Consider the following 26,547-nt stretch of genomic DNA (forward strand, 5'->3'; position numbering starts at 1 on the left):
ACAACTAAAACCCGACGCGCCGCACCTGAACCCGGTCGGGCGCTACCCTGTACCTGGGGGCTTCGCCCCCAGACCCCCAGAGGGAGGGGAAATGGGGGGCGGGAGCCCCCAAACCCCCACTCAGTGGGGCGGAGCCCCACACCCCTCGCCAGCGGTGCAGCCCGCGGACAGCTGTCTGTGAGGGTGTGGGGGCTTGCCCCCACAATTTCTCTTACCCGGGGTTTGGGGGCCCGCCCCCAAACCTTCCTTCTTCCCTCAGCTGAGGGCTTGCTCGATGTCCGCGAGGAGGTCGCTGATGTCTTCGATGCCGACCGAGAGGCGGACCAGGTCGGCGGGGACCTCGAGGGCGGAGCCCGCGGTGGAGGCGTGGGTCATCGCTCCGGGGTGCTCGATGAGGGATTCCACGCCGCCGAGGGATTCGGCGAGGGTGAAGAGTTTGGTGCGGGCGCAGAAGTCGAGGGCTGCCTCTTTGCCGCCGTGGACGCGGACGGAGATCATGCCGCCGAAGCGGCGCATCTGCTTCTGGGCCACGGTGTGGCCGGGGTGCTCCGGGAGGCCCGGGTAGATGACCTGGGCGATCTTCGGGTGGTTGGACAGGTATTCGGCGATGGTCTCGGCGTTGTCGCAGTGCTTGTCCATGCGCAGGGCGAGGGTTTTGATGCCGCGCATGGTGAGGAAGGCGTCCATGGGGCCGGGGACGGCGCCGGCGCCGTTCTGCAGGAAGGCGAACTTGGCGTCCATCTCCTGATCGTTGGTGATCAGGGCGCCGCCGACGACGTCGGAGTGGCCGCCGAGGTACTTGGTGGTGGAGTGGATGACGATGTCCGCGCCGAGCAGCAGGGGCTGCTGCAGGTACGGGGAGGCGAAGGTGTTGTCCACCACCAGCTTCGCGCCGCCATTGTGGGCGATCGCGGCGAGGGCGGAGATGTCGCCGATATTGAGCAGCGGGTTGGTGGGGGTCTCGATCCAGATCAGCTTGGTGTTGGGGCGCATGGCCGCGGCGACGGCCTCGGGATCGGAGACGGGGGCGACCGAGTATTCGATGCCCCACTGGGTGAAGACCTTGTCGATGAGCCGGAAGGTGCCGCCGTAGGCGTCATTGGGGATCACCATGTGGTCGCCGGGGCGCAGGTTGGCGCGAATGGCGCAGTCGGTGGCCGCCATGCCCGAGGCGAAGGCGCGGCCGTAGGTCCCGGATTCGAGCGCCGCGAGGTTGGCTTCCAGCGCGGTGCGGGTCGGGTTGCCGGTGCGGGCGTACTCGTAGCCGCCGCGCATGCCGCCCACACCGTCCTGGGCGAAGGTGGAACTCGCGTAGATCGGCACGTTCACCGCGCCGGTCTGCGGATCGGGATCGAACCCGGCGTGCACTGCCCGTGTGGAGAAACCAAGCTGATCACTCATGGGAACAGCCTAGGTCGGCGGAATTCGCGGCGATATCCAGCCCTGGGCCAGGCGGCGCAACGATCGGGCCAATGCCCGCGCCGGATTGCCACGGGGACCCCGGCGCGGCCGTTGTGGGCGGGCCGGGCGCGGACCTAGTGTGGGCGGCATGGTCACCGTAGACGAGCTGTTCGCCATCGATTCCCTGCTCTCCGGCGAGGAGCGCGAGATTCGCGACACCGTGCGCGCTTTCGCGGCGGAGCGGCTGCGGCCAAATATCGCGGACTGGTTCGAGGCGGGCACCTTCCCGGCCCGCGAGATCGCGCCGGAGCTGGGCAAGCTGGGGCTGCTCGGCATGCATCTGGAGGGCTACGGCTGCGCGGGCACCTCGGCCACCGCGTACGGGCTGGCCTGCCTGGAGCTGGAAGCGGTGGATTCCGGTGTGCGCAGCATGGTTTCGGTGCAGGGCTCGCTGGCCATGACCGCCATTCACAAGTACGGCTCGGAGGAGCAGAAGCAGCGGTGGCTGCCGGATATGGCGGCGGGGCGGCTGATCGGCTGCTTCGGGCTGACCGAACCGGATTACGGCTCCAATCCGGGCGGTATGCGCACCCGGGCGCGCCGGGATGGGGACGACTGGATCCTGGACGGGTCCAAGATGTGGATCACCAATGGCTCGGTCGCCGATGTGGCGATCATCTGGGCGCAGTCGCGCGAGGGTGAGCGCGACACCATTCGCGGGTTCGTGGTCCCCACGGACACACCGGGTTTCAGCGCCCGCGAGATGCATCGCAAGCTGTCGCTGCGCGCGTCGATCACCGCGGAGCTGTCGCTGGACGGCGTGCGCCTGCCCGCCGACGCCATGCTGCCGGAGGCGCGCGGGCTGGCCGCGCCCCTGGGCTGCCTGTCGGAGGCCCGCTTCGGCATTATCTTCGGCGCGCTCGGCGCCGCGCGGGACTGTCTCTCCGCCGCAATCGATTACGCCCGCACCCGGGAGGTCTTCGACAAGCCCCTGGCCGCCTATCAGCTGACCCAGGCCAAGCTGGCCGATATGGCGGTGGAGCTCGGCAAGGGACAGCTGCTGGCGCTGCACCTGGGCCGGCTCAAGGATCGCGGCGAGATCCGGCCGGAGCAGATCAGCGCGGGCAAGCTCAACTCCACCCGCGAGGCCATCGCCATCGCCCGGGAATGCCGCACGATTCTCGGCGCGAACGGGATCACGCTGGACTATCCGGTGCTGCGGCACGCCAACAACCTGGAGTCGGTGCTCACCTACGAGGGCACCGCGGAGGTGCATCAGTTGGTGCTGGGCGAGGCGCTGACGGGCGCCAAAGCGTTCCGCTGACGGGCATTCCAGCGATTTCGGGAAACTGGGCGATATCTCACAGCGACCGTCGCGGATGCCGGCCGATTGCTAGCATGACCCCGTGTTTTCGTCCGGCTCCGCGTTGCTCATCGTCTCGGCGCGCAAGACCTTGAACCGTCTGCAGCAGACGCACGGAGTTCCGGCGCAGGCGGCGGCGCGTGAATTCCCGGCGGTGTCCGCCGAGCTCGACCAGCACGCCGCCGCCGTCCGCGACATCCTCGATATGGGCGTCGAGAACTCGGCTGCCCTCCCCCCGAGCGTGCTGCTGGCCGGCTACGCCCGCGGCCTGCTCGAGGACGCCGACGAGACCGAGACACCGGCCCCGGAATCACTTCCGGACTGGCAGGACGCCGACTGGGTGCATCTGCGCCTGGCGTCGCTGTGCCTGCTCGCCCGCGAGGGATGATCAACTCTCGGAGTAACCGACTCTCGGAACTCTCAGGGGCAAGCCCCTGAAGCCCCGGGATTACCGCGGGGGTTCGCCGTAACCACCCCGATCGCCGTATCCGCCCTGTTCGCCGTAGCCCTGTTCGCCGTAGCCGCGCCGCTGGCTGTAGTCGGGGCGGCCGTAGTTCGGCTGGGAGCCGCCGGCTTGGTCGCCCCATTTGCCCGGGGGCATCTGGCTTCCCAAGGGGCGCTGGGGCATTCCCTGTTGGGCCATCATGGCCTGCTGTTGCGCCATCATGGCCTGGTGTTGGGCGGCTTCGCGCTGGCGGGCGGCGTCTTCGCGGCCGCGCTGGTAGGCCTCGGCGTGGCCCTTCACTTCGGGCATCTCGCTCTCGATGGTGTCCAGCCAGCCTTCCCAGCGCTGCTGCATGGGCCGGATGAGGCCGCCGCCGACGCCGACTATGAGCACGCCGGCGATGGTGGCGAGCACCGTGATGAGGATGGGCATGGTGACCGAGGTGCCGACGCCGATCTGATTGAGGGCGGCGATAATGCCTACGCCCCAGATGAATACGGCGGCAATGCGGCCCATCATGCGACCGTAGGACAGGCCGCTGAGCATATTCGAGATCATGTCCATCACCACGCGCGCGATGGCGCCGGCAATGCAGACGATGACGATGGCGACCGCCAGCCGCGGCAGCCAGGCCACGATGCCGTTCAGCATGGTGCTGATCGGGTTGGGGCCGAAGACGCCGAAGCCGAGCTGCAGGGTGAGCAGCAGGACCGCGTAGTAGGCCAGCTTGGCGATGATGCCGGTGGCGTCGTAGCGGCTGCGGGCCAGCATGTCCTTGATGCCGCCGCGCTCGACCAGCCGATCGAAGCCGACCTGGTGCAGGATGCGGGTCACCAGCTTGGCCACGAGCTTGGCCACGAACCAGCCGATGAGCAGGATCGCCAGGAAACCGGCGAACTTCGGGACGAACGTGGCGATGGAGGACCACGCGGCCGACAGGCCCTGCTGGATATCGATAGCCAAACTCGAGGTGTGCATGAAACCCCGTCCCTTTCGCTATCGCTCCGGCTATTTGCCGGAACTGCTCCAAGGGGGAGTTATACCCCTATACGAACACCCGCTCCGGCGGTTTGCGGAATCGTTGCCGAATCGGGTGCCTGCGATTTGCTCGCAGTTCATCGCTGGGGCCGGACGGCTCAGTACGCGCTGAAGACGTTGTCCATGGAGCCGTAGCGGTGGGCCGCGTAGTTGCAGGCGGCGACAATGTTCGCGACCGGATCCCACACGTCGAACACGGTGCCCTCGACGTGGTAGGCGGCGAAGGTGGGGTCGATGACCTGGAGCAGGCCCTTGGACGGGATGCCCATGGCGGCATTGGAGTCGTACAGGTTGATCGCCTGCGGGTTGCCGCTGGATTCGCGGATGATGTTGCGGTAGATGCCGTCGTAGCTACCCGGGATGCCCTTCGCGTGCATGATGTCGAGGGCCTGACGGATCCAGCCGTCCAGGTTGTTCGGGTAGACCGGGGCCGCCGGGGCCGGGATGGGCTCGGGCTGCGGCATGGGGGCGGGGGCCGGAACCACGGCGGGCCGCGCATCGGCCGGAGCGACGGCGGGGGCGGCCGCCGCGAGGGTCTCCTTCAGCGCGGCGGGCTGCACATCGTCGGCGGCATTGCCGGCGGCGGTGATGATGGAGCCGAAGACGCCCAGGGCGAGGGCGGCGGTGCCGGCCGTGCGAGCGGCGGCAACCACCTTGCTACGTCTAGCGGGATCACGCAGTGCAGTCATGGTTTTCGTGGGCATGGCGAATTGGATTCCTGTTCGGTTTCGGGCTCGCGGGCCTGAAAAAGGCAGCGCTGAAGACGCGGCGCCGTAACGGCGCTCACCTGCGCGCTGAGGGCTGTTGTGCGTTGCTGTTGTGAGACCCGTTGTGGGTCAGGGAATTAGACGCTCCAGGAGGTCATGGGTGACAGTGCCGGCCGCAACGGGCCGTGGCGCCTCATCTCACCGCTGTCGTGATCACGTTCCACATGTGAGTCGACATCTCCTTGCATCAACCAGACTTGGGGTCTGTTTCCGACAAGGTCACAGCTTGATTGCGCTTAGTTAACACAGCCTGAACCAAAAGTGAACAGAAAGTGAACCGGCACTCCAAGCAACGCGAATACCTGCATTAATACAAGTGCTGACCTGCTAATTCAATTCAAAACATAAAGTGTTTCAGATCACAGAACAATTTATGTGACTTGGAGCGATATAGCAGGATTGACTGATTTGTCGGCGTGTCGCTGCGCTGGAGCGATCGTTCAGCAACAGCGCCGATCACCCTGCGCCCCCGGTCGGCGGCCATTACTGTCGAGATATGGCATCGATTCGGGTCACCGAGGTGCTCGCAGCGCTCTCACTCACCACCGACCTCGCCACCGGGATGCCCTTCGAAAAAGGCCTGGCAGTCTGCCTCGTCGCCAATGCGGTCGCCGAACAGGTCGGCTTGGACGAATCCGATCGGCGCATCGTCTTCCACGCCGCCCTGCTGGGCGCGGTCGGCTGCACCAGCCGGGCCTCGGAGAACGCCGAGGCCTACGCCGACGACATCGCCTTCCAGCAGGCGTATCACACCCTGGACCCCGGCGATCCAGAGGTTTTCCGCGATCAGATGACCCACTTCGGGCAGTGGGCGCCCGAAACACAGGCCGCCATGCGCGACCGCTTCATCACCCAGGCGCCCAAGGGCGCGCCCATCGCGGTCCGCTCGGTCTGCGAGGTGAGCCGGGCGCTGGGACCGCGCCTGGGGCTGCCCGAGGCCGCCGTGCTCGCCCTCACCGAGGTCAAGGAGCGCTGGGACGGGCTCGGCGCACCCGATCGCCTGTGCGGCGACGCCGTCTCCCTCCCGGGCCGCATCCTGCACCTGGCCGAGCAGGCCGTGCTCGCCTTCCGCACCCGGGACCGCGCCGCCGCCCTCGGGGAACTGCGCCGGCGCGCGGGCGGGCATCTGGATCCGGATCTGGTGGGCGTCTTCACCACCGATCCGGACGTGGTGTGGGACGTGCTCGACCGCCCGGATCTGCTGACCGCGGTGGTGGACGCCGAACCGGGCCTGCCGACGATCATCCGGCCGGAGGATCGCGACCACCTGTGCATGGCCATGGCGGTGGTGGTCGACCTGAAAGGCCGCTTCCTGCTCGGGCATTCGGGCCACGTGGCCCAGCTCGCGGATGCGGCGGCCGGACTGTCCGGCATGAACCGCACCGATCGCGCCGCCCTGCGCGCCGCCGCCCTGCTGCACGACATCGGCCGCGCGGCCGTCTCCAGCTCCGTCTGGGACCGGCCCGGGCCGCTCGGCCCCGGCGACTGGGAACGCGTTCGCCTGCACTCCTATTGGACCGACCGCGTGCTGCGCCGCTGCCCCAGCCTGGCCGATCTGGCCGAGGTGGCCTCGGGCCATCACGAACGGCTCGACGGCTCCGGCTATCACCGCGGCGTCCGCGTGCACGACCTGTCCCCCGGCGCCCGCCTGCTCGCCGCGGCCGACGTCTTCGCGGCCATGACCGAGCCCCGCCCGCACCGGCCCGCGCACAAGCCCAGCGAGGCCGCCGCCCACCTGTCCGCCGAAGCCGCCGCGGGGCGACTCGATCGTGATGCCTGCGCGGCCGTGGTGGAAGCCGCGGGGCTGCGCCCGGCCCGCGCCGAATATCCCTGCGGCCTCACCGAGCGCGAAGTGGATGTGCTCCGGCTCGCGGCCCGGGGCCTGTCCAACCGCCAAATAGCCGCCGAGTTGGTCCTTTCCGAGCGAACGGTCGGCCATCACCTCGCCCACATCTACGACAAGACGGGGAGACGCACCCGCGCGGGCGCGGCCGTCTTCGCCATGGAACACGGCCTGCTACCCGGCTGAACACATCCGGATAGGTCGATCGACCGATGTGGGCGGGTGGGGGCGGGGCGGACGATGGACGCATCCGCCGGAGAACGTCGTGGTTCTCGTTCGGGGACCGAAGGCCGTTCTCCGCCAGGCGGTTTCGGATCCCGCTCGTCGAAGGACTCATCATGCCTGCCGCACCCGAGCCGTCCCATGCCGACCTGGTCGGCGCCCTCTACACCGCTTTCGGAGGCGGGGATATCGCCTTCATACTCGATCAGCTCGCCGATGATGTGTCCTGGGACGCGGATTGGGCCGACAATTCCGCCCAGCGCGCGGGAGTGGCGCATATGCGGGCCCGGCGCGGACCGGCCGAGGTCGCCGAATTCTTTGCGCTGCTTGCCGATTGGAAGTTTCAGGACTTCACCGTCGTGGATATCGTCGGCTCCGGCGGGCAGGTGGTGGCCGAGGTGCAGGTCGATGCCGAGCTGCCCAATGGGGGCCGCATCGTCGATCAGGAACTGCACCTGTGGGGTTTCGACGCCGACGGCAAGGTGAACCGATTCCGCCATTACGGCGATACCGCCAAACATATCGCCGCGTACGGCGGGAGGTGATGCCATTCGACTGAACGCTCTCGACTCGAGCCTCGAATGGCGGCCCGGCTGCTGTCCCAGCCGGGCCGTTCGGCACGCTCGGTTCGCGTGGATTCAGACGGTCGCGGGCACTACGCCGGCCGGAATCGGCTGTGGCGCATCGAATCTGCGCAGCGCCCGCATGAGCAGCGGCAGCAGCAGCATCATGACCAGCAGTCGGATGGTCTGCACGCTGGTGATGAGCGGCAGATCGGCGCTCATCTTGTCCGCGGTCGCGAGCACGGCATTGATTCCGCCCGGCGTGGTCGCCAGATACAGATCCGACAGGTGCAGATCGGTGACGGTGGACAGCCCGAACGCCAGCGCGGCCACCCCACCGGCCAGTACCACCACCGCCGCCGTCATGCCCGGAATCATGCGCGCCATCTCCCGCACCACCTCCCGGGTGAACCGGGTGCCGACCTCGAATCCGATGAGCACGAACAGCAGATCCTTGAACAGATGCGTCGGCGCGTACCCGTGGCTGATGCCCGCCGCCGTCAACGCGCCGGTGATCAGCATCGGCCCCAGCAGCGCCGGATTGGGCAGACCGATCCGGCGGCCGACCCAGATGCCGATGACGCACAGCATGATCGCCGTGGAGAGTCCGGCGACCTGATCGCCGCGGCCCACGATCATCCAATAGGGCAGATCGGGATTGGTGACCGCGCCGCCGAGCGTGGCGGACGCGTGGCCCAGCGCCTCGTCATCGTCGAGGAAGGCCGCCACCGCGGGCGCGCTCAGCGCCACCACCGCGACCCGCAGATACTGCATGAAGGCCACCCGCCGCGGATCGGCGTCGAGCTCGGCGGCGGCCGACACCACCGCGGCCGACCCGCCGGCCAGCATGCCGAGCGTCGCGGTCGGCACATCCACCTTCGCGGTCCGCGCGAACACCAGCGCCACCGCCACACTCACCACCACGGTGGCGGCGGTGACGGCGAGCACCGGCAGCAGATCCATGCCGATCGAGGTGAGCAGCGACACCTGCAGATAGCTGCCCATCAGCACGCCCAGCATGGCCTGCACACCGGTATTGACTTGGCGCGGCAGCGGATTCGGCAATCGTCCGGTCATGGCGAGCGCCGCGCCGACCAGAATGGCCAGGATCATCTGCGGCGCCGGGAATCCGACGCGGTCGAGCAGCGCCGCACAGGCCAGCACGCCTGCCGACAGCGCCGCCCAGGTCACCACGTCTCTTCGGTTCATGCACGACGATGCTGCTCGCCGAGCATGAACAGACAGTAACGCCGTAGTTATCCCAGGTTTCCGGCGTTTGTGATCTGCGATGCAGAACCGTATTGCATTGTCACGGGCCATAAATCACACGGGTGAAACATAACCGCCCGCCGAAGCCGGAAGCGGCTTCGACGGGCGGCAAATGCATGGCCGGAACTACACGAGCGCCCCGGTGCTCAGGAAGCCCAGCAGATCGTGGCGGGTGATGACGCCGACCGGCTTGCCGTCCTCGACCACCATGAGGGCGTCGGTGGACTCCAGCAGCTTGGTTGCCGCGGACACCGGCTCACCGGAGCCGATGAGCGGGAAGGCCGGGCTCATATGCTGTTTCACCGAATCGGTGAGCTTGGCGCGGCCCTCGAACACGGCCGAGAGCAGATCCCGCTCGGTCACGCTGCCCGCCACCTCGCCGGCCATGACCGGCGGTTCCGCCCCGACGACCGGCATCTGCGAGACGCCGTACTCGCGCAGGATCTCGATGGCGTCGCGCAGCGTCTCCTGCGGGTGGGTGTGCACCAGATCCGGCAGCTCGCCGGACTTGCCGCGCAGCACCTCGCCGACATGCGGTTCGGCCTGGGTCTTGCCGTCCAGCCGCGAGCGCAGGAAGCCGTAGGAGCTCATCCACTGGTCGTTGAAGATCTTGGACAGGTAGCCGCGACCGCCGTCCGGGAGCAGCACGACCACCACGGCGTCGGGATCGCGCTCGGCGACCTTGAGCGCCGCCACCGCGGCCATTCCGCAGGAGCCGCCCACCAGCAGGCCCTCCTCGCGGGCCAGACGGCGGGTCATCTCGAAGGAGTCGGCATCGGAGACGGCGATGATCTCGTCCGGGATGGCCGGGTCGTAGGCGGAGGGCCAGAAGTCCTCGCCGACGCCCTCGACCAGGTAGGGGCGGCCGGTGCCGCCGGAGTACACCGAGCCCTCCGGATCCGCGCCGATGATCTTCACCTTGCCGCCGGACACCTCCTTGAGGTAGCGGCCGGTGCCGGAGATGGTGCCGCCGGTGCCGACGCCCGCGACGAAATGCGTGATCTTGCCGTCGGTATCGCGCCAGATCTCGGGACCGGTGGTCTCGTAGTGCGATTCCGGACCGCCCGGGTTGGAGTACTGGTCCGGCTTCCAGGCGCCCGGAATCTCGCGCACCAGGCGGTCGGAGACGTTGTAGTAGCTCTGCGGATCCTCCGGCGCAACCGCGGTCGGGCACACCACGACCTCGGCGCCATAGGCGCGCAGCACATTTCGCTTGTCCTCGCTGACCTTGTCCGGGCAGACGAAGACGCATTTGTAGCCGCGCTGCTGGGCGACCAGCGCGAGGCCGACACCGGTATTGCCGGAGGTCGGTTCGACAATCGTGCCGCCGGGCTTCAGCAGCCCGGCTTCTTCGGCGGCGTCGATCATCTTGACGGCGATGCGGTCCTTCGAGCTGCCGCCCGGATTCAGGTACTCGACCTTCGCCGCCACCAGTCCCGAGTTCGGTCCCACCACGGAGTTCAACCGAACGAGCGGGGTGTTTCCGATCAGATCGACGACATGGTTAGCGATGCGCATACCCCTCATCGTTGCAGAAAGGTGATCCGGGCCTTCGCGCACGTCGGAGATATCGCCGTCGCGGATTACTAGCATCGCCCGCATGAGGACGCCGACCCGTGTGCGCGCCGCCCTGTTGTTCGGATCCCTCACGGCCGCGACCATGATCGTTCCCGGCCCGCCGGCGGCGGCGCAGACCGTCGAATTTCCCCAGGTCCCCACCTTTTTCCGGCCCGGACTGTGCGGCAGCGCCATCCGCAGCTGGGCGGACACCAGCACGCAATGGCCGGGCCGCGCGATCCTCAGCGTGCAGGCCCTGCCGGTCACCGGATACGGCCCGGAGCCACACAGTTTCGCGCCCGTGTGCGAGTCGGTGGTGACGGTCGCCTGGCGGAACATGAACACCGGACGGGTGGGCGAATACCGGGTGTACGTGGAGGCGGGGATCTACGGCAGCATGCAGTACGCCGAATTCCAGGACACCGGACCGGGACACGTCGTGGTCACCATCTATACGGACATGGCCAATGCGACACAGCGCGGTTGGTTCGATGTGCCCGCGGCGCCACCGGATCCGAGTCCGCAACCCGGCGAGTGAGGGATATTCCACAGTTCAATCACTGAGATACGGACCTACCGGATGTTTGGTGCGCACCACAGCCGTCGTACATTCGAAGCTGGTTCACCCCTGCAAGTAAGGAGTCCTCATGGCTGAGGCCGTCATCGTTTCGTACGCCCGCTCGCCGATCGGCCGCGCCGGCAAGGGATCTCTGGTGAGCATGCGACCGGACGATCTGACCGCCCAGATGGTGCGGGCCGCCCTGGACAAGGTGCCGTCCCTCGACCCCAACCAGATCGACGACCTGCTCCTGGGCTGCGGCCAGCCCGCCGGTGAGGGCGGCTTCAATATGGCCCGCTCGGTGGCCGTGCAGCTCGGCTACGACACCCTGCCGGGCGTCACCCTCAACCGCTACTGCTCCTCCTCGCTGCAGACCACCCGGATGGCCTTCCACGCCATCAAGGCCGGCGAGGGCGACGTGTTCATCTCCGCCGGCGTCGAGACCGTCTCCCGCTTCCCGAAGGGCACCGCCGACGGCTGGCCCGACACCCACAACGAGCTGTTCGCCGAGGCCGAGGCCCGCACCAAGCAGACCGCGGAAACCAATGCCACCTGGACCGATCCGCGTGAGGCGGGCATCCTGCCGGACGTCTACATCGCCATGGGCCAGACCGCCGAGAATGTCGCCACCTACACCGGCATCTCGCGCGAGGACCAGGACCACTGGGGCGTGCGCTCGCAGAACCGCGCCGAGGAGGCCATCAAGGCCGGCTTCTTCGAGCGGGAGATCACCCCGGTGACCCTGCCCGACGGCACCGTCGTCGCCACCGACGACGGCCCGCGCGCGGGCACCACCTACGAGAAGGTGTCGCAGCTCAAGCCGGTCTTCCGCCCGGACGGCGTGATCACCGCCGGCAATGCCTGTCCGCTCAACGACGGCGCGGCCGCGCTGGTCGTCATGAGCGACACCAAGGCCAAGGAGCTGGGCCTGACCCCGCTGGCGCGCATCGTGTCCACCGGCGTCTCCGGCCTGTCGCCGGAGATCATGGGCCTGGGCCCGATCGAGGCCGTCAAGAAGGCGCTCGGCAACGCGAACATGGGCATCGGCGATCTCGACCTCTACGAGATCAACGAGGCCTTCGCGGTGCAGGTGCTGGGCTCGGCCCGCGCGCTGAACATGGACATGGACAAGCTGAACGTCTCCGGCGGCGCCATCGCCCTGGGCCACCCGTTCGGCATGACCGGCGCCCGCATCACCGCCACCCTCATCAACAACCTCCAGACCCACGACAAGCAGTTCGGTCTGGAGACCATGTGCGTCGGCGGCGGCCAGGGCATGGCCATGATCATCGAGCGGCTGAGCTGACGTTCGGTCCCCAATAAGCTCGAGCCGCCCGACCTTCCGGTCGGGCGGCTCTTGCTTTTCGGGGGGTTAAGGGCCTTCGGCCCCTACCAGCCATTAGACAGCGGCCGGGGCGCCACGGCTATCGGGCATCTGCCCTATATTCGCGGCCGGTGACCGCCTCCGCCCCTCGATCTCCGCTCGTTGGTTGTGCCGAAAGGTGTAGCGACACAAGGAAGAACAAGGGTATAAAGTCACATTCTTCGGGAAACCGAAAGGTGTCTTTGTTTCTCATTCCAATGTAAATGCTTTTACCGGAATGATTCTCGGCATTCTCCGCACATCATCGGCTATCCGTGTGTAGCGTCGGGTTCATCGAAATCCATTGCATTACAGACGGTGTGGCGTGATCGGAATAGACGGCTGTTTACAGCGCATCATGAGCATTCCCGGTGCGCGGTGCGTGACACTGGTGGACAGCGCGAGCGGGCTGGCCATCGCCGCGGCCGGGCAGCACGACCTCGCCGACCAGCACGAAGACGCGGCGGCCAGCACCGAGGCGGTTCGCGCCGTAATCGGTTGCCCGGCACTGACATCCGGCGGCGGCGGTGACGACATCACCGAGATCATTGTCGGCGGTACGCGCGGATATCACCTGCTGAATCTGGTGAACGGCGATTTCGACGGACGGTTGTTCGTTCATGTCCGATTCGATGACGAGTCCGGCAATCTCGGCTTGGCGCGATTCCGGCTGCGTTCGGTTTTGTCCGAATTCGTGGGAGCCGAATACGGACATGGGACCGAGGACGGCCATGCGCAGTGAACTGGCTTCGGAATTGCGGCGACTGCAGGACGAGCGGCGCACCGGCGTCCTGCGCGCGAGCGACGGCGCCTTCCATCTCGCCCACGGCGCCATCGCCGCCGCCGACTGCCGCCGCACCACCGGCCTCGACCGGCTGGTGGTGGAGGCGGGCGTGGCGAGCGCCGCCGATTGGGAGCGCGCCGAATCCGGCGAGCCCGGCCGCGTCCTGGAGCGGCCCCGGCTGGAAACCCTCGCCCTGCTCGCCGTTTTCGATGCCGCCTACTTCCTGCTGGCCACCCCGGCCGCCGCGGAACCGGTCGCCGGTCCCGAATTCGAGCCCGCGCCACCGCATTGGCTCGCCGCGGCCTGCCATGTCACGCCCCGCGCGCTGGTGCACGAATGCGGCCGCCGCGGCGACCAGGAGAGCGGGCCATGGCTCGCGGAACTGGTGGACCGCGCGCCGGTGGTCCCGGTGCGCCGAGCCCGGCGCCGCCGGGTGCTGCTCACCGGCGGACAGGCCGAGGTGCTGGCCGCCGCCGATGCCCGGCGCAGCGTCGCCGCCATCGCCCACGATCTCGGCCGCACCGCCTACGGCTGCCTAGTGGCGGTGCGCGATCTGACCGCGGCCGGATTGATCGAACCGCCCGGCGCGGTGCGCATTCCGATGGTGATGGCCGAATCCATGGTGACCGAACCGGTTTCGGCCGGCACCGCGGTCACCGGGCCGCGGCCGCTGGCGCGCCGCACGCGCCGGGCCGCGCCGGAGCCCACCCCCGAGCCCTGGGAGCCGGTCGATCGGGATGTCCTCATCCGCTTGCGGGCAGCGCTGGAGGAACTCGCGTGACCGCGCGCAGAACAAGGCTCGGCGAACTGATGGGAAGGTTGACCAAGGTGGGGATGTCCGGACCCGAACCGAATGCGATGGTCATGGCGCAACTGCACGCGCTGCGCGCCCGGGTGCCGCAGTTGACCGGCACGCTGGTGGCTTCCAATGACGGTCTGCTGGTGGCGCACGATCTGCCGCCGGGCGTCGAGCCCAGCACCATGGCCGCCATGGCCGCCGCCCATCTGGCGCTGTCGCACCGGCTGGCCGCCGCCGCCTTCGACGGCGGATTCCACGAGGTCGTCGTGCGCGGCGTCGGCGGGCACGTGGTGATCTACGCCGCCGGGTGGACCTCCCTGACCGTTCTGGCCGACGCGGAGGCGAATGTCGGCCGCCTGCACCTCGAGTCGCGACCGGTGGCTCGGGCGATCGCCGACCATTTGGCGGCCGATTAGTGAAAGGAATGACATGTCCAATATGGACATAGCCCTGAAGGACATGATGGTGATCGACGGCGCGATCGGCGCCGCCGTCGTGGACTACAGCAGCGGTATGGCCCTAGGCATGCTCGGCAGCTCCAAGACTCTCGACCTACAGGTCGCGGCCGCGGGCAATACCGAAGTGGTGCGCGCCAAGATGCGCACCATCGAGCAGCTCGCCCTCAAGGAGGAGATCGAGGACATCCTCATCACCCTCTCCGGCCAATACCACGTCATCCGCCCCATGACCGGGCGCAAAGCCAAGGGCCTGTTCCTCTACCTGGCCCTCGACCGCAACCGGGCCAACCTCGCCCTGGCGCGCCACCGGCTCAAGGGAATCGAGGAAGACCTCGAGGTATGAGTGGTCCAACTCTGCGGGTTCTCAGGGGCAAGCCCCTGAAACCCCACTAGTGAAAGTCAATGGGCGGGCACCGGATACCCGATGCCCGCCCATTCACACGATCAAAGCCCAACCCGCACTCGGGATTCAGCGACTTACCCTGACCTACCCACCCATCCGAGGTTCAAGGGCTTGCCCCTGAGCACCTCATCCCATCCGGGGTTTCAGGGGCTTGCCCCTGAGAGTTCCGAGAGTTGGTTCTAGTCGTTGTTGAAGTACGACAGCAGGCGGAGGATCTCGACGTACAGCCAGACCAGGGTGACGGTCAGGCCCAGGGCCACGCCCCAGGCGGCCTTTTCCGGGGCCTGGGCGCGGATGAGCTGGTCGGCGGCGTCGAAGTCCATCAGGAAGCTGAAGGCGGCGATGGCGATGCAGACCAGGCTGAAGACGATGGCGATGGGGCCGCCGTCGCGCAGGCCGAAACCGCCGTCCATGAAGAAGGAGGCGATCAGGTTGCCCAGCATGAGCACCAGGATGCCGATCATGGCGCCGACCAGCATGCGAGTGAAGCGCGGCGTGACGCGGATGGCGCCGGTCTTGTAGACGACCAGCATGCCGAAGAACACGCCGAAGGTGCCCAGCACCGCCTGTGCGATCAGCCCGGAGCCGCCCGCGCCGCCGAAGGAGATATTGGTGAACATGAACGACAGCGCGCCGAGGAACAGACCCTCGAAGGCCGCGTAGCTCAGCACGATGGCCGGGTTGTCCTGCTTGCGGCCGAAGGTCGCGATCATGACGAGCACGAAGCCGACCAGACCGCCGACGATCACGAACAACGGGGCCAGCGAGTTGTTGGCCGCGGTGAGCGCGTAGGAGATGATCGCCGTCAGGGTCACCACGCCGAGCGTGATGCCGGTCTTGGTGACCACGTCGTCGATGGTGATGGGCCGGGTGGTCGGCACCGCCGGCTGATAGCCCTGCTGGTACCCGTACGGGCCCTGCGGGGGCTGCTGGCCGTACTGATTCGTGAACTGTCCGGCTCCAGCGGCCGCCGAGCCGAACCCCGCGTAGCCGCCGCCCTGCTGGGGCGTCAGGTTCTTGAAGACCGGGTTGCTTGTGGTGCGCAAGGCGCGTCCCTTTCTGGAGTCGTGGCGCACGGCGATCGTGGCCTCGTTACTACCGTGCCAACGATCCGCGCCCTGGGGAAGTTCCCAGATGGGCACGGATCGGACGTGTGGGACTTTACCCGAGCTTTACCGGGATCGCGCCCTGCATCACGCGCCTTCGGCGCGAAGAGAAGGAGGGGTGGGGGCAAAGCCCCCACACCCCCTTATCAGCGCTCAGCGCGGTGGGGCAAAGCCCCACGCCCTCCTATCAGCGCAACCGGCTCATGACCTTGTCGGCGATGAGTTCGAGGTGGTCGAGGTCGCCGAGATCGAGGATTTGCAGGTAGATGCGGGTGGTTCCGGCGGTTTCGGCGTAGCGGCCGATCTTCTCGACGACCTCGTCGGGGCTGCCCGCCAGGCCGTTGGTCTTCAGCTCGTCGACCTCGCGGCCGATGGCGGCGGCGCGGCGGGCGACCTCCGCGTCGGAGGCGCCGACGCAGGCGACCAGGGCATTGGAGTAGGTGAGTTCGTTCGGGTCGCGGCCGGCTTCCTTGGCGGCCTTGCGGACTCGATCGAAGAGGTCGGCGCTGGCCTCGGGCGATTGGAAGGGGGCGTTGAACTCGTCGGCGTAGCGGGCCGCGAGGCGCGGGGTGCGCTTGGCGCCGGTGCCGCCGATGAGGACGGGGATCTTGGGCTGGGCGGGCTTGGGCAGCGCCGGGGAGTCGGTGAGGGTGTAGTGCTCGCCGGCGTAGGAGAATTTCTCGCCCAGCGGGGTTGACCAGAGGCCGGTGATGACGGCCAGCTGCTCCTCGTAGCGGGGGAACTTGTCGGCCGGGAAGGGAATGCCGTACGCCGCGTGCTCGGCCTCGAACCAGCCTGCGCCGAAGCCGAATTCGACGCGGCCGCCGGACATGGCGTCGACCTGGGCGACCTGGATGGCGGTGACGCCGGGATGGCGGAAGGTGGCGGCGGTGACCAGGGTGCCCAGCCGGATGCGGCTGGTCTCGCGGGCCAGGCCGGCCAGGGTGATCCAGGCGTCGGTGGGGCCGGGCAGGCCGTCGGCGTCGCCCATGGCGAGGTAGTGGTCGGAGCGGAAGAAGGCGTCGTAGCCGAGGTCCTCGGTGGCCTTCGCGACGGTGCGGAGGGTGTCGTAGCTCGCGCCCTGCTGGGGCTCGGTGAAGATACGAAGATCGATTCGGGCCATGGGTCCATTGTGTTCCGGTCGTTCGCCCGGCTCACGATCGGTCCCCCGGAAGCGGCCAGGATCGCTCAGCGTTCGGTGTGCAGGCCGCGCACCGAGCGGGTGACGGTGAACTTCCGATTGCGGCCCATCACATCGGTCTTGCCGACCAGCCGCTCCATGACGCCGCGGTAGTTGAGGTGGGTGTTGTAGACGGTCCAGAGTTCGCCGCCGGGCCGCAGCACCCGCCCGGCCTGCTGGAACATCTTGATGGCCGACCCGGTGTGCACGGCCGCGCCGACATGGAAGGGCGGATTGCACAGCACCAGATCGGCGCTGTTGTCCGGCACGGTGGACATGGCGTCGTCGCGCAGCACCCGAATGCGCTCGGCGACCTCGTTGAGTTCGGCGGTGGCGCGGGTGGAGGCGATGGCCGCGGCCGACTGGTCGGTGGCGGTGACCACGATGCCGGGCCGGGCCTTGGCCAGCGCGACCGCGAGAATGCCGGTGCCGCAACCCAGATCGATGGCGTCGCGGGCGTCGGGCTTCATGCGCTTGATGTAGTCCAGCAGGAAGCGGGTGCCGATATCCAGCTTCGAACCGGAGAAGGCGGCGCCGTGCGCGACCACCTCGAGGTCGCGATCGTCGAGCCGGTTGCGCACCGGGAAGACCGGTTCGCCAACGACTTTCGGTCCGGCGGCGAGCAGCAGGCGCGATTTCTGCCGGCCGCGGCTGGCGCGCACCTCGGCGAAGGATTCGGCCAGCACCTCGTTCATGGCCGGGGTCAGGTACTTGTCGCGGCCGCCCGCGAAGACCTGCACCCCCGGTGCGGCGAATCGGGCGATGGCGTCGGCGGTTTCGGCCAGCCCGGACAGCGCGCGGGGCAGCCGCCACAGCACCACGGCCGCCTCGCTGAGCAGCGCCCGCCCGAGTTCGTGTGCGGTGTACCGGTCCGCGAGCCCGACCGCGCGAGCATTGTTGGCCAGCGCCAGTTCTCCGGTGAGCAGGTCCTGGTGCACCCGCACCCCGTGCAGATCGTGCGCGGCGATGGCGCCCAGGGTCAGGGCGCCGTAGCCGTCGTCGATGACCGCGACCCGCCCGTCCCCCGCCGCGGCCAGCGCGGCGGCCGCCTCATCGAGCAGCAAACGATCGGCAGCGTCCACCGCGTAGAGGTTCACCGCCTCCACATCCGGATACCGCCGCAACCGGCTCAGCACGTCTTCGACCTCGACCACGCCCCCTAGTGTGCTAGATCGTTGCCGAAGACTCCCAGTCGGGGAAGCCGCTGGTCAGGATTTCGCGCGCGGCATCATGGCCGCGGCCACCACCATGACCACCGCGGCCGCGGCCACGCCGAGGAAGACCAGGTGCACGGCGGGCGCGAGATCCTCCGGCGCGGGATGGTCCACGCCGCCCACGCGGGAATTCACCAGCGCGCCGAAGATCGCGACGCCGACCGCGCTGCCGATGGAGCGGGCGAACATATTGGTGGAGGTGACCACGCCGCGTTCGGACCAGTCGACGCTGGACTGAGCGGCGATCAGTGTGGGGCTGGCGACCATGCCCATGCCCGCGCCGACGATGAAACATCCGATCGCGACCTGCAACAGCGTGGAGTCCCCGTCCACCAGCAGCAAGGAGAGCGCCCCGATGGCGCCGAGCGCGCTGCCGATGAGCGAGGTGGCCCGGAAACCGATGCGCAGGTACACCTTTCCGGCCTGGGAGGCGGTCAGCGGCCAGCCGAGGGTGAGCGCGCCGACGGTGAGTCCGGCGACGAGCGCGCTGGTCCCGAGCACACCCTGCGCGAAGGTCGGCACATACGAGGTCAACCCGAGCAGGATCGCACCCACCAGCAGCGACACCAGGCTGCTGGCCACCAGCACCCGCCGGGTCAGCACCCACAGCGGCAGAATGGGATTCGCCGCGCGTCGCTCGACGACGCCGAACACCACCAGCATGAGCGCGCCGCCGCCGAAGAGGGCGAGGCTGGCCGGGGAGGTCCACGCCCAGGCGTGCCCGCCTTCGAGCAGGGCCAGGATGAGCGCCCCCGCGCCGGCGGTGAGCAGCCCGGCGCCGAGGTAGTCGATCCGATGCCGTTGGCGCGGTGTGTTCTCGGTGAACTGCCGGAAGATCATCCAGGCGGCCACGGCCGACAGCGGCAGGTTGATCAGGAAGATCCACCGCCAGCTGACGTACTCGGAGAACACTCCGCCCAGCAGCGGCCCCAGCACCGAGGAGGCCGCCCACACACCCGCCAGGTACGCCTGCACCTTGGCCCGCTCCTCCAGGGTGTAGATATCGCCCGCGATGGTGATGGACATGGGCCCCACCGCCCCGGCCCCGATGCCCTGGATCGCGCGGAACACGATGAGCGCCACCATGCTCGTGGCGAGCCCGCACAGCAGCGACCCGAGTGCGAACACCGCGATGCCGAACAGCATGATCGGCTTGCGGCCGACGGTGTCGGCGAGCTTGCCGTAGATGGGCACGGTCACCGCCTGCGCCAGCAGGTAGATCGAGAACAGCCAAGGGAATTGGGCGAAGCCGCCGAGTTGATCGGTGATGCTGAGCACCGCGGTGGCGATGATGGTCGAATCCAGGGCCACCAGACTGGTAGCCAGCATGATCGCAACCAGCACCGGCCCCCGCTCGGACCGCAGGCCGACGGACGTTCTCGCATCGGTGGCCGTCACCGGCAACCCCTTCCCTTAGCCATCCTCATCAACAAAGCGAACACCGCCCCGGTCCCGGTATTCCGGCGAGCCGGATTCCGCACCGCACCGGCGCCATCCGATGCAGGCTTTTTCACATGCTCAAACCACTTCTCGTCACCGCGGCGCTCTACCTCGCGGCCATCGGCCTCGCACTGCTGGTGGTGCCCGCGCGATTCGGGGTGGGCGCCGTGCCCGAGGACGCCGAACCCGAACTGCTCGCACTGCTCCGACTACTCGGCGGACCGTTCCTCGGTATCGCGGTGCTGAACTGGATGTCCCGCAACAGCTCACCGGCGAGCATCCGCAATACCGTTGTCCTGGCCAATTTCGTCGGCTTCGCCGTCGTCGCCGGAAACGACGTGTGGGGCGTCCTCAGCGGCGAGGCGCGCGACCTCGCCCGGGTGTTCCTCCTCGTCCACCTGGCCTTCGCGCTCGCGTTCGGCCTCGCCTGGGCGCGGGCCGGGCGAGAGCCGGACCGGACCGGATAGTCACAGCTCGGCGGCGAGCTCCCGCAGCACGGGCAGGCTGACCGAACCGGAGCCGAGCACCTTGTCGTGGAAGGCCTTGATATCGAAGGCGGTTCCGAGCCGCTGTTCGACGGCGGCGCGCTGGCGGCGGATCTCGAGCTGGCCGACCTTGTACGCCACGGCCTGGCCCGGCATGGCGATATAGCGGTCCACCTCGATGCGGATCTCCTCGAGACCGACGGGGGCATTGGCGACCATGAAGTCGACGGCCTGCTGACGGGTCCAGCCCTTGGCGTGCAGGCCGGTGTCCACCACCAGGCGGCAGGAGCGCCAGGAGTCGGCGGCCAGCATGCCGATGCGGTTGAGATCGTCGGGGTACAGACCCATCTCGTCGGCGAGGCGTTCGGTGTAGAGCGCCCAGCCTTCGACGAAGGCGGTGTTGGAGAACGACATTCGCTGGAACCGCGGCAGATGGTCGAGTTCGTTGGCGATGGTCAGCTGCAGATGGTGGCCGGGAATGGCCTCGTGGTAGGCCACGGACGCGGTCTCGAAGCGATTGCGGCCCTTGGCATCGTGCAGGTTCACGTAGTACGCGCCGGGACGGGAGCCGTCGGCGGCGGGCGGGAAATAGTAGGCGGCGGGCGCGTCGGCGGCCAGGAAATCCGGGACGGGGAGGATATCGCAGGACTGCCGGGGCAGGCGGCCGAACCAGTCGCCCATCTCGGCATTGGCCGCGGCCAGGCAGCGCCGGGCATCGGCCATGATCTCCTCGCCCTCGGTGTAGCGCAGCGACGGATCCTCGCGCAGGCGGGCGAAGATCTCGGCCTGATCGGTCAGGCCGAACAGGCGTGAGCCGATCTCGGCGTATTCGCCGCGCAGCTTCTCGAGTTCGTCCAGGCCGAGCTGGTGGATCTCCTCCGCGCCCAGATCGGGCAGGGTGGTGTGCTGACGCAGCAGCCGGGTGTAGATATTCGCGCCGTCCTCGCCGAGCCAGCTCAGACCGGGCTGTTCATCGGAACGGGCTTGCGGCAGCAGCTCATTGGCCAGCACATCGCGGTAGGCGCGGAAGGCCGGGCGGATGACATCGCGCGCCACCTCGGTGAGTTCTGCGCGCCAAGCCTTTTCGCCGTCCCAGTCCGCCGGGCCGGGGAAGGTGGCGAACGGATCGGTGGCGATATCGGAGGCCAGGTAGCCGTCGAGCTGGTTGATGGAGCGTTCGATGGCAATGCGCGCGGGGCGGCGACCGGCCGCGAGCCCGGCGCGGAAACGGTCGGTGGCCTGCGACATCAGCGTGCCGAACTGGCGGAAGCGCACCACCAGCTTCGCGGCGTTCTCCGGCTCCGGCGCATTGAGCTGCGGCGCCAGGGTGAGCATGGCCGCGTGCACGCCCGTCATCTGATCGGAGGCCAGTTCCGCGGGTCGCCACTCCAGATGCGATACGGCCGAAGCCAATTCGGCCCGCAGCAGACTGCGGGTGGTGCGGTCCTCGGCATTCAGACGTTCGGGATCGAGGGCGTCGACCTCGGTCAGCAGTCCCCGCCAGGTCTCCAGCAGCCGCTGCTCGGCGGCCTCCGAGAGGTCTTCGATCCGGTCGTCGAATCGCCTGTCCCCCAACAGGGTTGCCTCACTGGGCGCGGACTCCAGCACGGCGTCCCAGTAGCGGTCGGCAAGAGCGATCAATTCCTCATGGCCATCCATACATCCCATCATGCTCTGTTTGACCTCCCTCCGCCCCGCATTTACGCGGCGGTCAGCGGCGCGGTGGCAGCGGAATGCGCATCAGGTCCGCCGCGACGACGATGTCGCCCGAGAACCGGGAACGCGCCTCGGCGAGATGCTGATCGAGGGTGCGGTAGCGCTGGGAGAAGTGGGTGAGGACCAGGGTGCGGACACCGGCGCGGGCGGCGACGGCGGCGGCCTCGCCCGCGGTGAGGTGGCCGAATTCGGCGGCCAGGTGGGCGTCGCCGTCGATGAAGGTGGCCTCGATGACGAGCATGTCCACGCCCGCGGCGAGTTCGTACACGCCATTGCAGAGGCGGGTGTCCATGACGAAGGCGAAGCTCTGGCCGGGCTTGGGCTCGCTCACCTCGTCGAGGGTGACGGTGCGGCCGTCGATTTCGACCTCGCCGTCCCGCTGCAAGCGGCCGACGAGCGGGCCGGAGAGTCCGAGTTCGGCCAGTCGTTCCGGCAGGATGCGGCGGCCGCCGGGTTCGTCGATCCGGTAGCCGAAGGTCTCCACCGGATGCGACAGCCGTACCGCGCGCATGGCGAAAGGCGCTGCGGGCACGGGCAGTTCACCCGCCTCGGCAATGGGATGCGGGCGGAGTTCGGCGTTCTGATAGTAGGAAGTCGAGTAGCACAGCCGCTCGTAGTACTGCTGCCCCGAGGCCGGGTAGTACACGTCGACCGGCTGCGGCACCTTGTCGAGGCTGATGCGCTGCACGACCCCGGCCAGCCCGAGGCTGTGGTCGCCGTGGAAGTGGGTGATACCGATGCGGGTGAGATCGGTGGCCGATACTCCGGCGTGGATCATCTGTCGCTGCGTGCCCTCCCCCGGGTCGAAAAGCACCCCTTCGCCATCCCAGCGCAGCAGGTAGCCATTGTGATTGCGCTGCTTGGTCGGTACTTGGCTGGCCGTTCCGAGGATGACCAGTTCGCGCTGTGACACGGCGCTCAGGGTACCGCCCGGTCTGCTGTGGGCCGCGCCGCCGAGCCGGGCGCGTCCCGAGTCATACCAGGCAGGGGTATCGGGGGGCCGGAAATCGCCGCGACTAGACTGGCCTCGTGGTCGAACAGCCTGCGCCTCTCACCCGGTACATCCGGGCGTTCGCGCTGTTCGTCCTGCTCGGCGGGATCATCGCCATGCACATCGCCGTCTTCGGCATGGGCCACGGCTCGCGCGAGGCGATGAGCGGCCACCCGATGCCGGTGGCGGTCGCCGCCGACCAGCATGCGCACGATACGGCCGGGCACGACGCGGCAAGGCACGACGCTCCGCCCGCCGCCCCTCCCGCCGCGACTCTCGTGCCGGCCGCCATGCCGGGCGGACTCTCCGCCGTGGTCGCTCCGGACTGCGACTGCGGCGATGGCCATTCCGGCACGCACGGCTGCGTCTTCGTGCTGGCCGCGCTCCTGCTCGCGCTGGGCCTGGCCCTGCTGGGCTGGGTCGGTCTCCGGAACCGCGAGACCGCCGCGACGAAAGTCCGGCAACCGCGCACGCACCGGGCCCGGCCACCGCCGTGGACGGTGCTCACCTTGGCCGAATTGGCGATTCTGCGGATCTGATGGGCCGCCGCTGCCGCGTATCACGCACGCGGACGCGGGTTTTCGCATGCCCTTTTCAGGTTCATCGGCAATTGCCAAGGAGTACAACCATGTTCACCCCCACCCGGATCAAGCTCGCCGTCATCACCAGCACCGCCGCCGTCGCCCTGATCGCCGCGGGCTGTAGCGACAACGACGATTCGTCCATGTCCGGCATGGATCACAGCAGCACGTCCGCCACCGCGACCACCTCGGCGCAGGCCGCCACCCGCACCGATTTCGACGAGGACGACGTCATGTTCCTGCAGATGATGTACCCGCATCACGCGCAGGCGATCGAGATGGCCAAGATGGTGCCGAGCCGCTCGCAGAACCAGGAACTGCTCACCCTCGCGCAGAATATCGAGCAGGCCCAGGGCCCGGAGATGCAGCAGATCACCACCCTGCTCACGGCTTTCGGCAAGGGCGCGCCCAGCCCGACCACCACCGGGCACGAGGGCGGTCACGGCGGCATGACCGGCATGATGACCGACGATCAGATGAAGACGCTGGCGACACTGTCGGGCGCCGAATTCGACAAGCAGTGGCTGCAGATGATGATCGACCACCACACCGGCGCGGTCGATATGGCCAATGCCGAGCTCACCGATGGCGTCAATCCGGATGCGAAGGCCATGGCCAAGGCCATTATTACCGGCCAGCAGACCGAGATCGATCAGATGAAGACCATGCTGCGCCAGAGCTAATCGCCCGCATCAGTGAAATGACAACGGGTACGCCATTCCGGCGTACCCGTTGCCCGGCTGCAACCGTCAGCCGATGACCGTATTCATAATGGTGCCGGCACTGGTGGCGGTGGCGCCGCCGATCATGGCCCCCGCCACCATCTTCGGCGAATCCAGCGCGCCGCCGCTCCACTTCTCCCAGGCGAACTTGCCGCCGCCGTAGGTAATGGCGGTGACGCCCGACAACATGACGAACCAGGTGAAATACCGGACCAGTTTCATCAGCTTGTCCGCGACCGGAGGCGTCTCCGGTGTCGGATTGCCGATCTGCGCGACGACGTGGGTGTACGTCTCGTGCACGGCGAGAAGCATGCTCACGATCGGTTCCTCTCGGCTGCTGAGATGGTGCTGACGTGGCGGGACTCTGTTCACAACTCTTACTAGTAAGAGCAATTACACATCATCCCGCCAGGTCGGTACGCGACGACACACCAACCGCGGCCAACAAGAGCAGCCGATCAGCTACCGGATTTCCCCAGCGCGGCGCCGGCCTTGCCCAGCAGCGAATGCCGCCGGCCGTAGGCGAAGTACACGGCCATGCCGAGCACCATCCAGACGATGAACCGCAGCCAGGTCTCCACCGACAGGTTGAACATGAGCCACAGGCAGGCCAGCACCGACAGGATCGGAATGAGCGGCACCAGCGGAACCCGGAAGCCGCGCTGCAGATCCGGACGGGTCCGGCGCAGCACGATCACGCCGACCGACACCATCACGAACGCGAACAGCGTGCCGATATTGACCATCTCTTCGAGGGTGCCGAAGTCCACGAAACCGGCCAGCAGCGCGCAGACCACGCCGACGATGACGGTGAGCCGCACCGGCGTCCCGTTGTGCCCGGTGTGCGCGAGCTTGCGCGGCAGCAGGCCGTCGCGGGACATGGCGAACAGCACGCGGGTCTGGCCCAGGTACATGACCATGACGACGGTGGTCAGACCGGCCAGCGCGCCGATGGAGATCAGGTTCTTGGCCCAGTCGACACCGTGCGCCGCGAAGGCGGTGGCGAGGGTCGAATTACCTTCCAGCTCGGTGTAGGGCACCATGCCGGTCAGCACCAGCGAGACCGCCACGTACAGCACGGTCACGATGGCCAGCGAGCCCAGAATGCCGCGCGGCACATTGCGCTGCGGGTTCTTGGTCTCCTCGGCCGCGGTGGCGACCACGTCGAAGCCGATGAAGGCGAAGAACACGATGGAGGCCGCGGCCAGCAGGCCGTACCAGCCGAAGGTGCTGTGGCCGCCGCCGGTGACCGCGGAGAACAGGGTCTGATGCAGACCGCTCGCGCCGGTCTCGGACGGCTTGGACTCCGGCACGTACGGCGACAGGTTGTCGACCTTGAAGTACTTCAGGCCCACCACGATCACCAGCGCGATGACCGCCAGCTTGATGGCGACCGCGACCGCCGACACCCGCGAGGACAGCTTGGTGCCGCGCGCCAGCAGCACGCCGAGCACCGCGATGATGAGCACCGCGCCCCAGTCGAAGGTGAGCGAGCCGATCTCGATGGTGGTGGCCTTACCGCCGAGCACCACGCCCAGGTACTGCGACCAGCCCTTGGCGACCACGGAGACGGCGAGGGCGAACTCCAGGAAGAGGTCCCAGCCGATGATCCACGCCGCGAGCTCACCGAAGGTGGCGTAGGAGAAGGTGTAGGCGCTGCCCGCGACCGGCACGGTGGAGGCGAACTCGGCGTAGCAGAGCGCGGCCAGGCCGCAGGCGACGGCGGCGAAGACGAAGGCCAGCGAGACCGAGGGCCCGGCGAGGTTGCCGGCGGTGCGCGCGGTGAGGGTGAAGATGCCCGCGCCGACCACGACCGCGACACCGAAGACGGTGAGGTCCCAGGAGGTCAGGTCCTTGCGGAGTTTGGCATCGGGTTCGTCGGTATCGCGAATGGACTGCTCGACGGATTTGGTGCGGAACAGTCCGCTGCTGCGCCCCGGCTTCGGTCCGGCCGCATTCGGCGTGGGGTCCGAAATCGCCACTGTCTCTCCTATGTCTGGCTTCTCGGCAACAATGCAGTTCAGCACCGGTTGGTCGCTATGTCTTGTGGACGGGCGACAGACCGGTGTCAGGTTTTTCGCCTTCGCATGCGGCCGGCAGACAGATCAGCTGGTCCTGCCCCGTTTCAAGCTCTCGGCCCGGGGTGGGACCTGAGTTGTCGGCGTCACACCGAACGTTATCACCCACTGGTACGAACCAGTTCAGCAACCTGTCGGACAACATTCACCCTATTGCGCCCGGTCAGAGGCCCGGCGCACGACCGGCCGGTCCCGATACT

General features: G+C 68.0%; 26 protein-coding genes. 13 read left to right on the forward strand and 13 right to left on the reverse strand.

Translation table 11 applies throughout. The annotated features are described in order from the left end of the window. Positions 1 to 255: 255 nt before the first annotated feature. Positions 256 to 1,401: a cystathionine gamma-synthase gene (locus tag ACFVIV_RS28655; protein WP_379201558.1), complete on the reverse strand. Its 1,146-nt coding sequence runs from the start codon at positions 1,399 to 1,401 to the stop codon at positions 256 to 258. Positions 1,402 to 1,549: 148 nt separating this feature from the next. Between ACFVIV_RS28655 and ACFVIV_RS28660 the strand changes: the two genes are divergently transcribed. After that, entirely contained in the window at positions 1,550 to 2,725 is a 1,176-nt protein-coding gene (locus tag ACFVIV_RS28660) for an acyl-CoA dehydrogenase family protein (RefSeq protein WP_379201560.1), read from the forward strand. An 82-nt stretch (positions 2,726 to 2,807) separates the two neighbouring features. Next, entirely contained in the window at positions 2,808 to 3,152 is a 345-nt protein-coding gene (locus ACFVIV_RS28665; RefSeq protein ID WP_379201562.1) for a DUF6401 family natural product biosynthesis protein, read from the forward strand. 60 nt (positions 3,153 to 3,212) lie between these two features. Here ACFVIV_RS28665 and ACFVIV_RS28670 read toward each other — a convergent pair whose 3' ends face one another. Then, positions 3,213 to 4,187, reverse strand: a complete 975-nt coding sequence (locus tag ACFVIV_RS28670) for a hypothetical protein (protein WP_379201564.1) — start codon at positions 4,185 to 4,187, stop codon at positions 3,213 to 3,215. Positions 4,188 to 4,345: 158 nt separating this feature from the next. After that, entirely contained in the window at positions 4,346 to 4,951 is a 606-nt protein-coding gene (locus ACFVIV_RS28675; RefSeq protein ID WP_379201566.1) for a transglycosylase SLT domain-containing protein, read from the reverse strand. 559 nt (positions 4,952 to 5,510) lie between these two features. On the opposite strand from ACFVIV_RS28675, the gene ACFVIV_RS28680 reads away from it, so the two are divergent. Both ACFVIV_RS28680 and ACFVIV_RS28685 read left to right on the forward strand, forming a co-directional pair. Further along, positions 5,511 to 7,043 (forward strand): HD domain-containing phosphohydrolase, encoded by a 1,533-nt coding sequence (locus ACFVIV_RS28680; protein ID WP_379201568.1) that lies wholly within the window; start codon positions 5,511 to 5,513, stop codon positions 7,041 to 7,043. A 152-nt stretch (positions 7,044 to 7,195) separates the two neighbouring features. Then, positions 7,196 to 7,624: a nuclear transport factor 2 family protein gene (locus ACFVIV_RS28685; RefSeq protein WP_379201570.1), complete on the forward strand. Its 429-nt coding sequence runs from the start codon at positions 7,196 to 7,198 to the stop codon at positions 7,622 to 7,624. 93 nt (positions 7,625 to 7,717) lie between these two features. Here the strand turns inward: ACFVIV_RS28685 and ACFVIV_RS28690 are convergent, their stop codons facing one another. Beyond that, positions 7,718 to 8,851, reverse strand: a complete 1,134-nt coding sequence (locus tag ACFVIV_RS28690; RefSeq protein WP_379201572.1) for an AbrB family transcriptional regulator — start codon at positions 8,849 to 8,851, stop codon at positions 7,718 to 7,720. Positions 8,852 to 9,037: 186 nt separating this feature from the next. Further along, the gene (locus tag ACFVIV_RS28695; RefSeq protein ID WP_379201574.1) at positions 9,038 to 10,429 is read right to left on the reverse strand and encodes a cystathionine beta-synthase; all 1,392 of its coding nucleotides are present in this window, start codon (positions 10,427 to 10,429) and stop codon (positions 9,038 to 9,040) included. A gap of 82 nt (positions 10,430 to 10,511) precedes the next feature. Here ACFVIV_RS28695 and ACFVIV_RS28700 point away from each other — a divergent pair, with 82 nt between their 5' ends. From ACFVIV_RS28700 to ACFVIV_RS28725, 6 genes are all read left to right on the forward strand, one after another. Next, the gene (locus ACFVIV_RS28700; RefSeq protein WP_379201575.1) at positions 10,512 to 11,006 is read left to right on the forward strand and encodes a hypothetical protein; all 495 of its coding nucleotides are present in this window, start codon (positions 10,512 to 10,514) and stop codon (positions 11,004 to 11,006) included. 109 nt (positions 11,007 to 11,115) lie between these two features. Then, the gene (locus ACFVIV_RS28705; protein ID WP_379201577.1) at positions 11,116 to 12,333 is read left to right on the forward strand and encodes an acetyl-CoA C-acetyltransferase; all 1,218 of its coding nucleotides are present in this window, start codon (positions 11,116 to 11,118) and stop codon (positions 12,331 to 12,333) included. A 415-nt stretch (positions 12,334 to 12,748) separates the two neighbouring features. After that, positions 12,749 to 13,132: a hypothetical protein gene (locus ACFVIV_RS28710; RefSeq protein ID WP_379201579.1), complete on the forward strand. Its 384-nt coding sequence runs from the start codon at positions 12,749 to 12,751 to the stop codon at positions 13,130 to 13,132. Then, positions 13,122 to 13,955, forward strand: a complete 834-nt coding sequence (locus ACFVIV_RS28715) for a hypothetical protein (protein WP_379201581.1) — start codon at positions 13,122 to 13,124, stop codon at positions 13,953 to 13,955. Before ACFVIV_RS28710 ends, ACFVIV_RS28715 begins: the two co-directional genes overlap by 11 nt. Continuing rightward, entirely contained in the window at positions 13,952 to 14,389 is a 438-nt protein-coding gene (locus tag ACFVIV_RS28720) for a roadblock/LC7 domain-containing protein (protein WP_379201583.1), read from the forward strand. Before ACFVIV_RS28715 ends, ACFVIV_RS28720 begins: the two co-directional genes overlap by 4 nt. Before the next feature lie 13 nt (positions 14,390 to 14,402). Beyond that, the gene (locus ACFVIV_RS28725; protein WP_379201585.1) at positions 14,403 to 14,774 is read left to right on the forward strand and encodes a hypothetical protein; all 372 of its coding nucleotides are present in this window, start codon (positions 14,403 to 14,405) and stop codon (positions 14,772 to 14,774) included. Between the two features lie 239 nt (positions 14,775 to 15,013). Here ACFVIV_RS28725 and ACFVIV_RS28730 read toward each other — a convergent pair whose 3' ends face one another. From ACFVIV_RS28730 to ACFVIV_RS28745, 4 genes are all read right to left on the reverse strand, one after another. After that, positions 15,014 to 15,880, reverse strand: a complete 867-nt coding sequence (locus ACFVIV_RS28730; protein WP_379201586.1) for a Bax inhibitor-1/YccA family protein — start codon at positions 15,878 to 15,880, stop codon at positions 15,014 to 15,016. A gap of 247 nt (positions 15,881 to 16,127) precedes the next feature. Beyond that, positions 16,128 to 17,054: an LLM class F420-dependent oxidoreductase gene (locus ACFVIV_RS28735; RefSeq protein ID WP_379201781.1), complete on the reverse strand. Its 927-nt coding sequence runs from the start codon at positions 17,052 to 17,054 to the stop codon at positions 16,128 to 16,130. 74 nt (positions 17,055 to 17,128) lie between these two features. Then, on the reverse strand, positions 17,129 to 18,274 hold the full coding sequence (locus ACFVIV_RS28740) for a class I SAM-dependent methyltransferase (protein ID WP_379201588.1): 1,146 nt from the start codon (positions 18,272 to 18,274) through the stop codon (positions 17,129 to 17,131). Between the two features lie 54 nt (positions 18,275 to 18,328). Next, entirely contained in the window at positions 18,329 to 19,732 is a 1,404-nt protein-coding gene (locus ACFVIV_RS28745) for an MDR family MFS transporter (RefSeq protein ID WP_379201590.1), read from the reverse strand. A gap of 116 nt (positions 19,733 to 19,848) precedes the next feature. On the opposite strand from ACFVIV_RS28745, the gene ACFVIV_RS28750 reads away from it, so the two are divergent. Continuing rightward, positions 19,849 to 20,241 carry a hypothetical protein gene (locus ACFVIV_RS28750; protein WP_379201592.1) on the forward strand — a complete coding sequence of 131 codons (393 nt, stop codon included), beginning with the start codon at positions 19,849 to 19,851 and terminating at the stop codon, positions 20,239 to 20,241. Here ACFVIV_RS28750 and ACFVIV_RS28755 read toward each other — a convergent pair whose 3' ends face one another. Continuing rightward, positions 20,242 to 21,918 carry a DUF885 domain-containing protein gene (locus ACFVIV_RS28755; RefSeq protein WP_379201594.1) on the reverse strand — a complete coding sequence of 559 codons (1,677 nt, stop codon included), beginning with the start codon at positions 21,916 to 21,918 and terminating at the stop codon, positions 20,242 to 20,244. A gap of 52 nt (positions 21,919 to 21,970) precedes the next feature. Continuing rightward, positions 21,971 to 22,888 (reverse strand): ribonuclease Z, encoded by a 918-nt coding sequence (locus tag ACFVIV_RS28760; protein WP_379201596.1) that lies wholly within the window; start codon positions 22,886 to 22,888, stop codon positions 21,971 to 21,973. Positions 22,889 to 23,004: 116 nt separating this feature from the next. Here ACFVIV_RS28760 and ACFVIV_RS28765 point away from each other — a divergent pair, with 116 nt between their 5' ends. Both ACFVIV_RS28765 and ACFVIV_RS28770 read left to right on the forward strand, forming a co-directional pair. After that, positions 23,005 to 23,505: a hypothetical protein gene (locus ACFVIV_RS28765; protein ID WP_379201598.1), complete on the forward strand. Its 501-nt coding sequence runs from the start codon at positions 23,005 to 23,007 to the stop codon at positions 23,503 to 23,505. Between the two features lie 89 nt (positions 23,506 to 23,594). Next, a complete protein-coding gene (locus ACFVIV_RS28770) occupies positions 23,595 to 24,230 on the forward strand; it encodes a DUF305 domain-containing protein (RefSeq protein WP_379201600.1) in 636 nt (211 codons plus the stop codon). Positions 24,231 to 24,296: 66 nt separating this feature from the next. Here the strand turns inward: ACFVIV_RS28770 and ACFVIV_RS28775 are convergent, their stop codons facing one another. Next, on the reverse strand, positions 24,297 to 24,581 hold the full coding sequence (locus ACFVIV_RS28775; protein ID WP_379201783.1) for a hypothetical protein: 285 nt from the start codon (positions 24,579 to 24,581) through the stop codon (positions 24,297 to 24,299). A 146-nt stretch (positions 24,582 to 24,727) separates the two neighbouring features. Then, positions 24,728 to 26,251, reverse strand: coding sequence for an amino acid permease (locus ACFVIV_RS28780; protein ID WP_379201602.1), 1,524 nt, complete (start codon positions 26,249 to 26,251; stop codon positions 24,728 to 24,730). Positions 26,252 to 26,547: the final 296 nt, after the last annotated feature.

Origin of the sequence: Nocardia sp. NPDC127526, assembly GCF_042672265.1 — a bacterium.
Taxonomy (GTDB): domain Bacteria; phylum Actinomycetota; class Actinomycetes; order Mycobacteriales; family Mycobacteriaceae; genus Nocardia.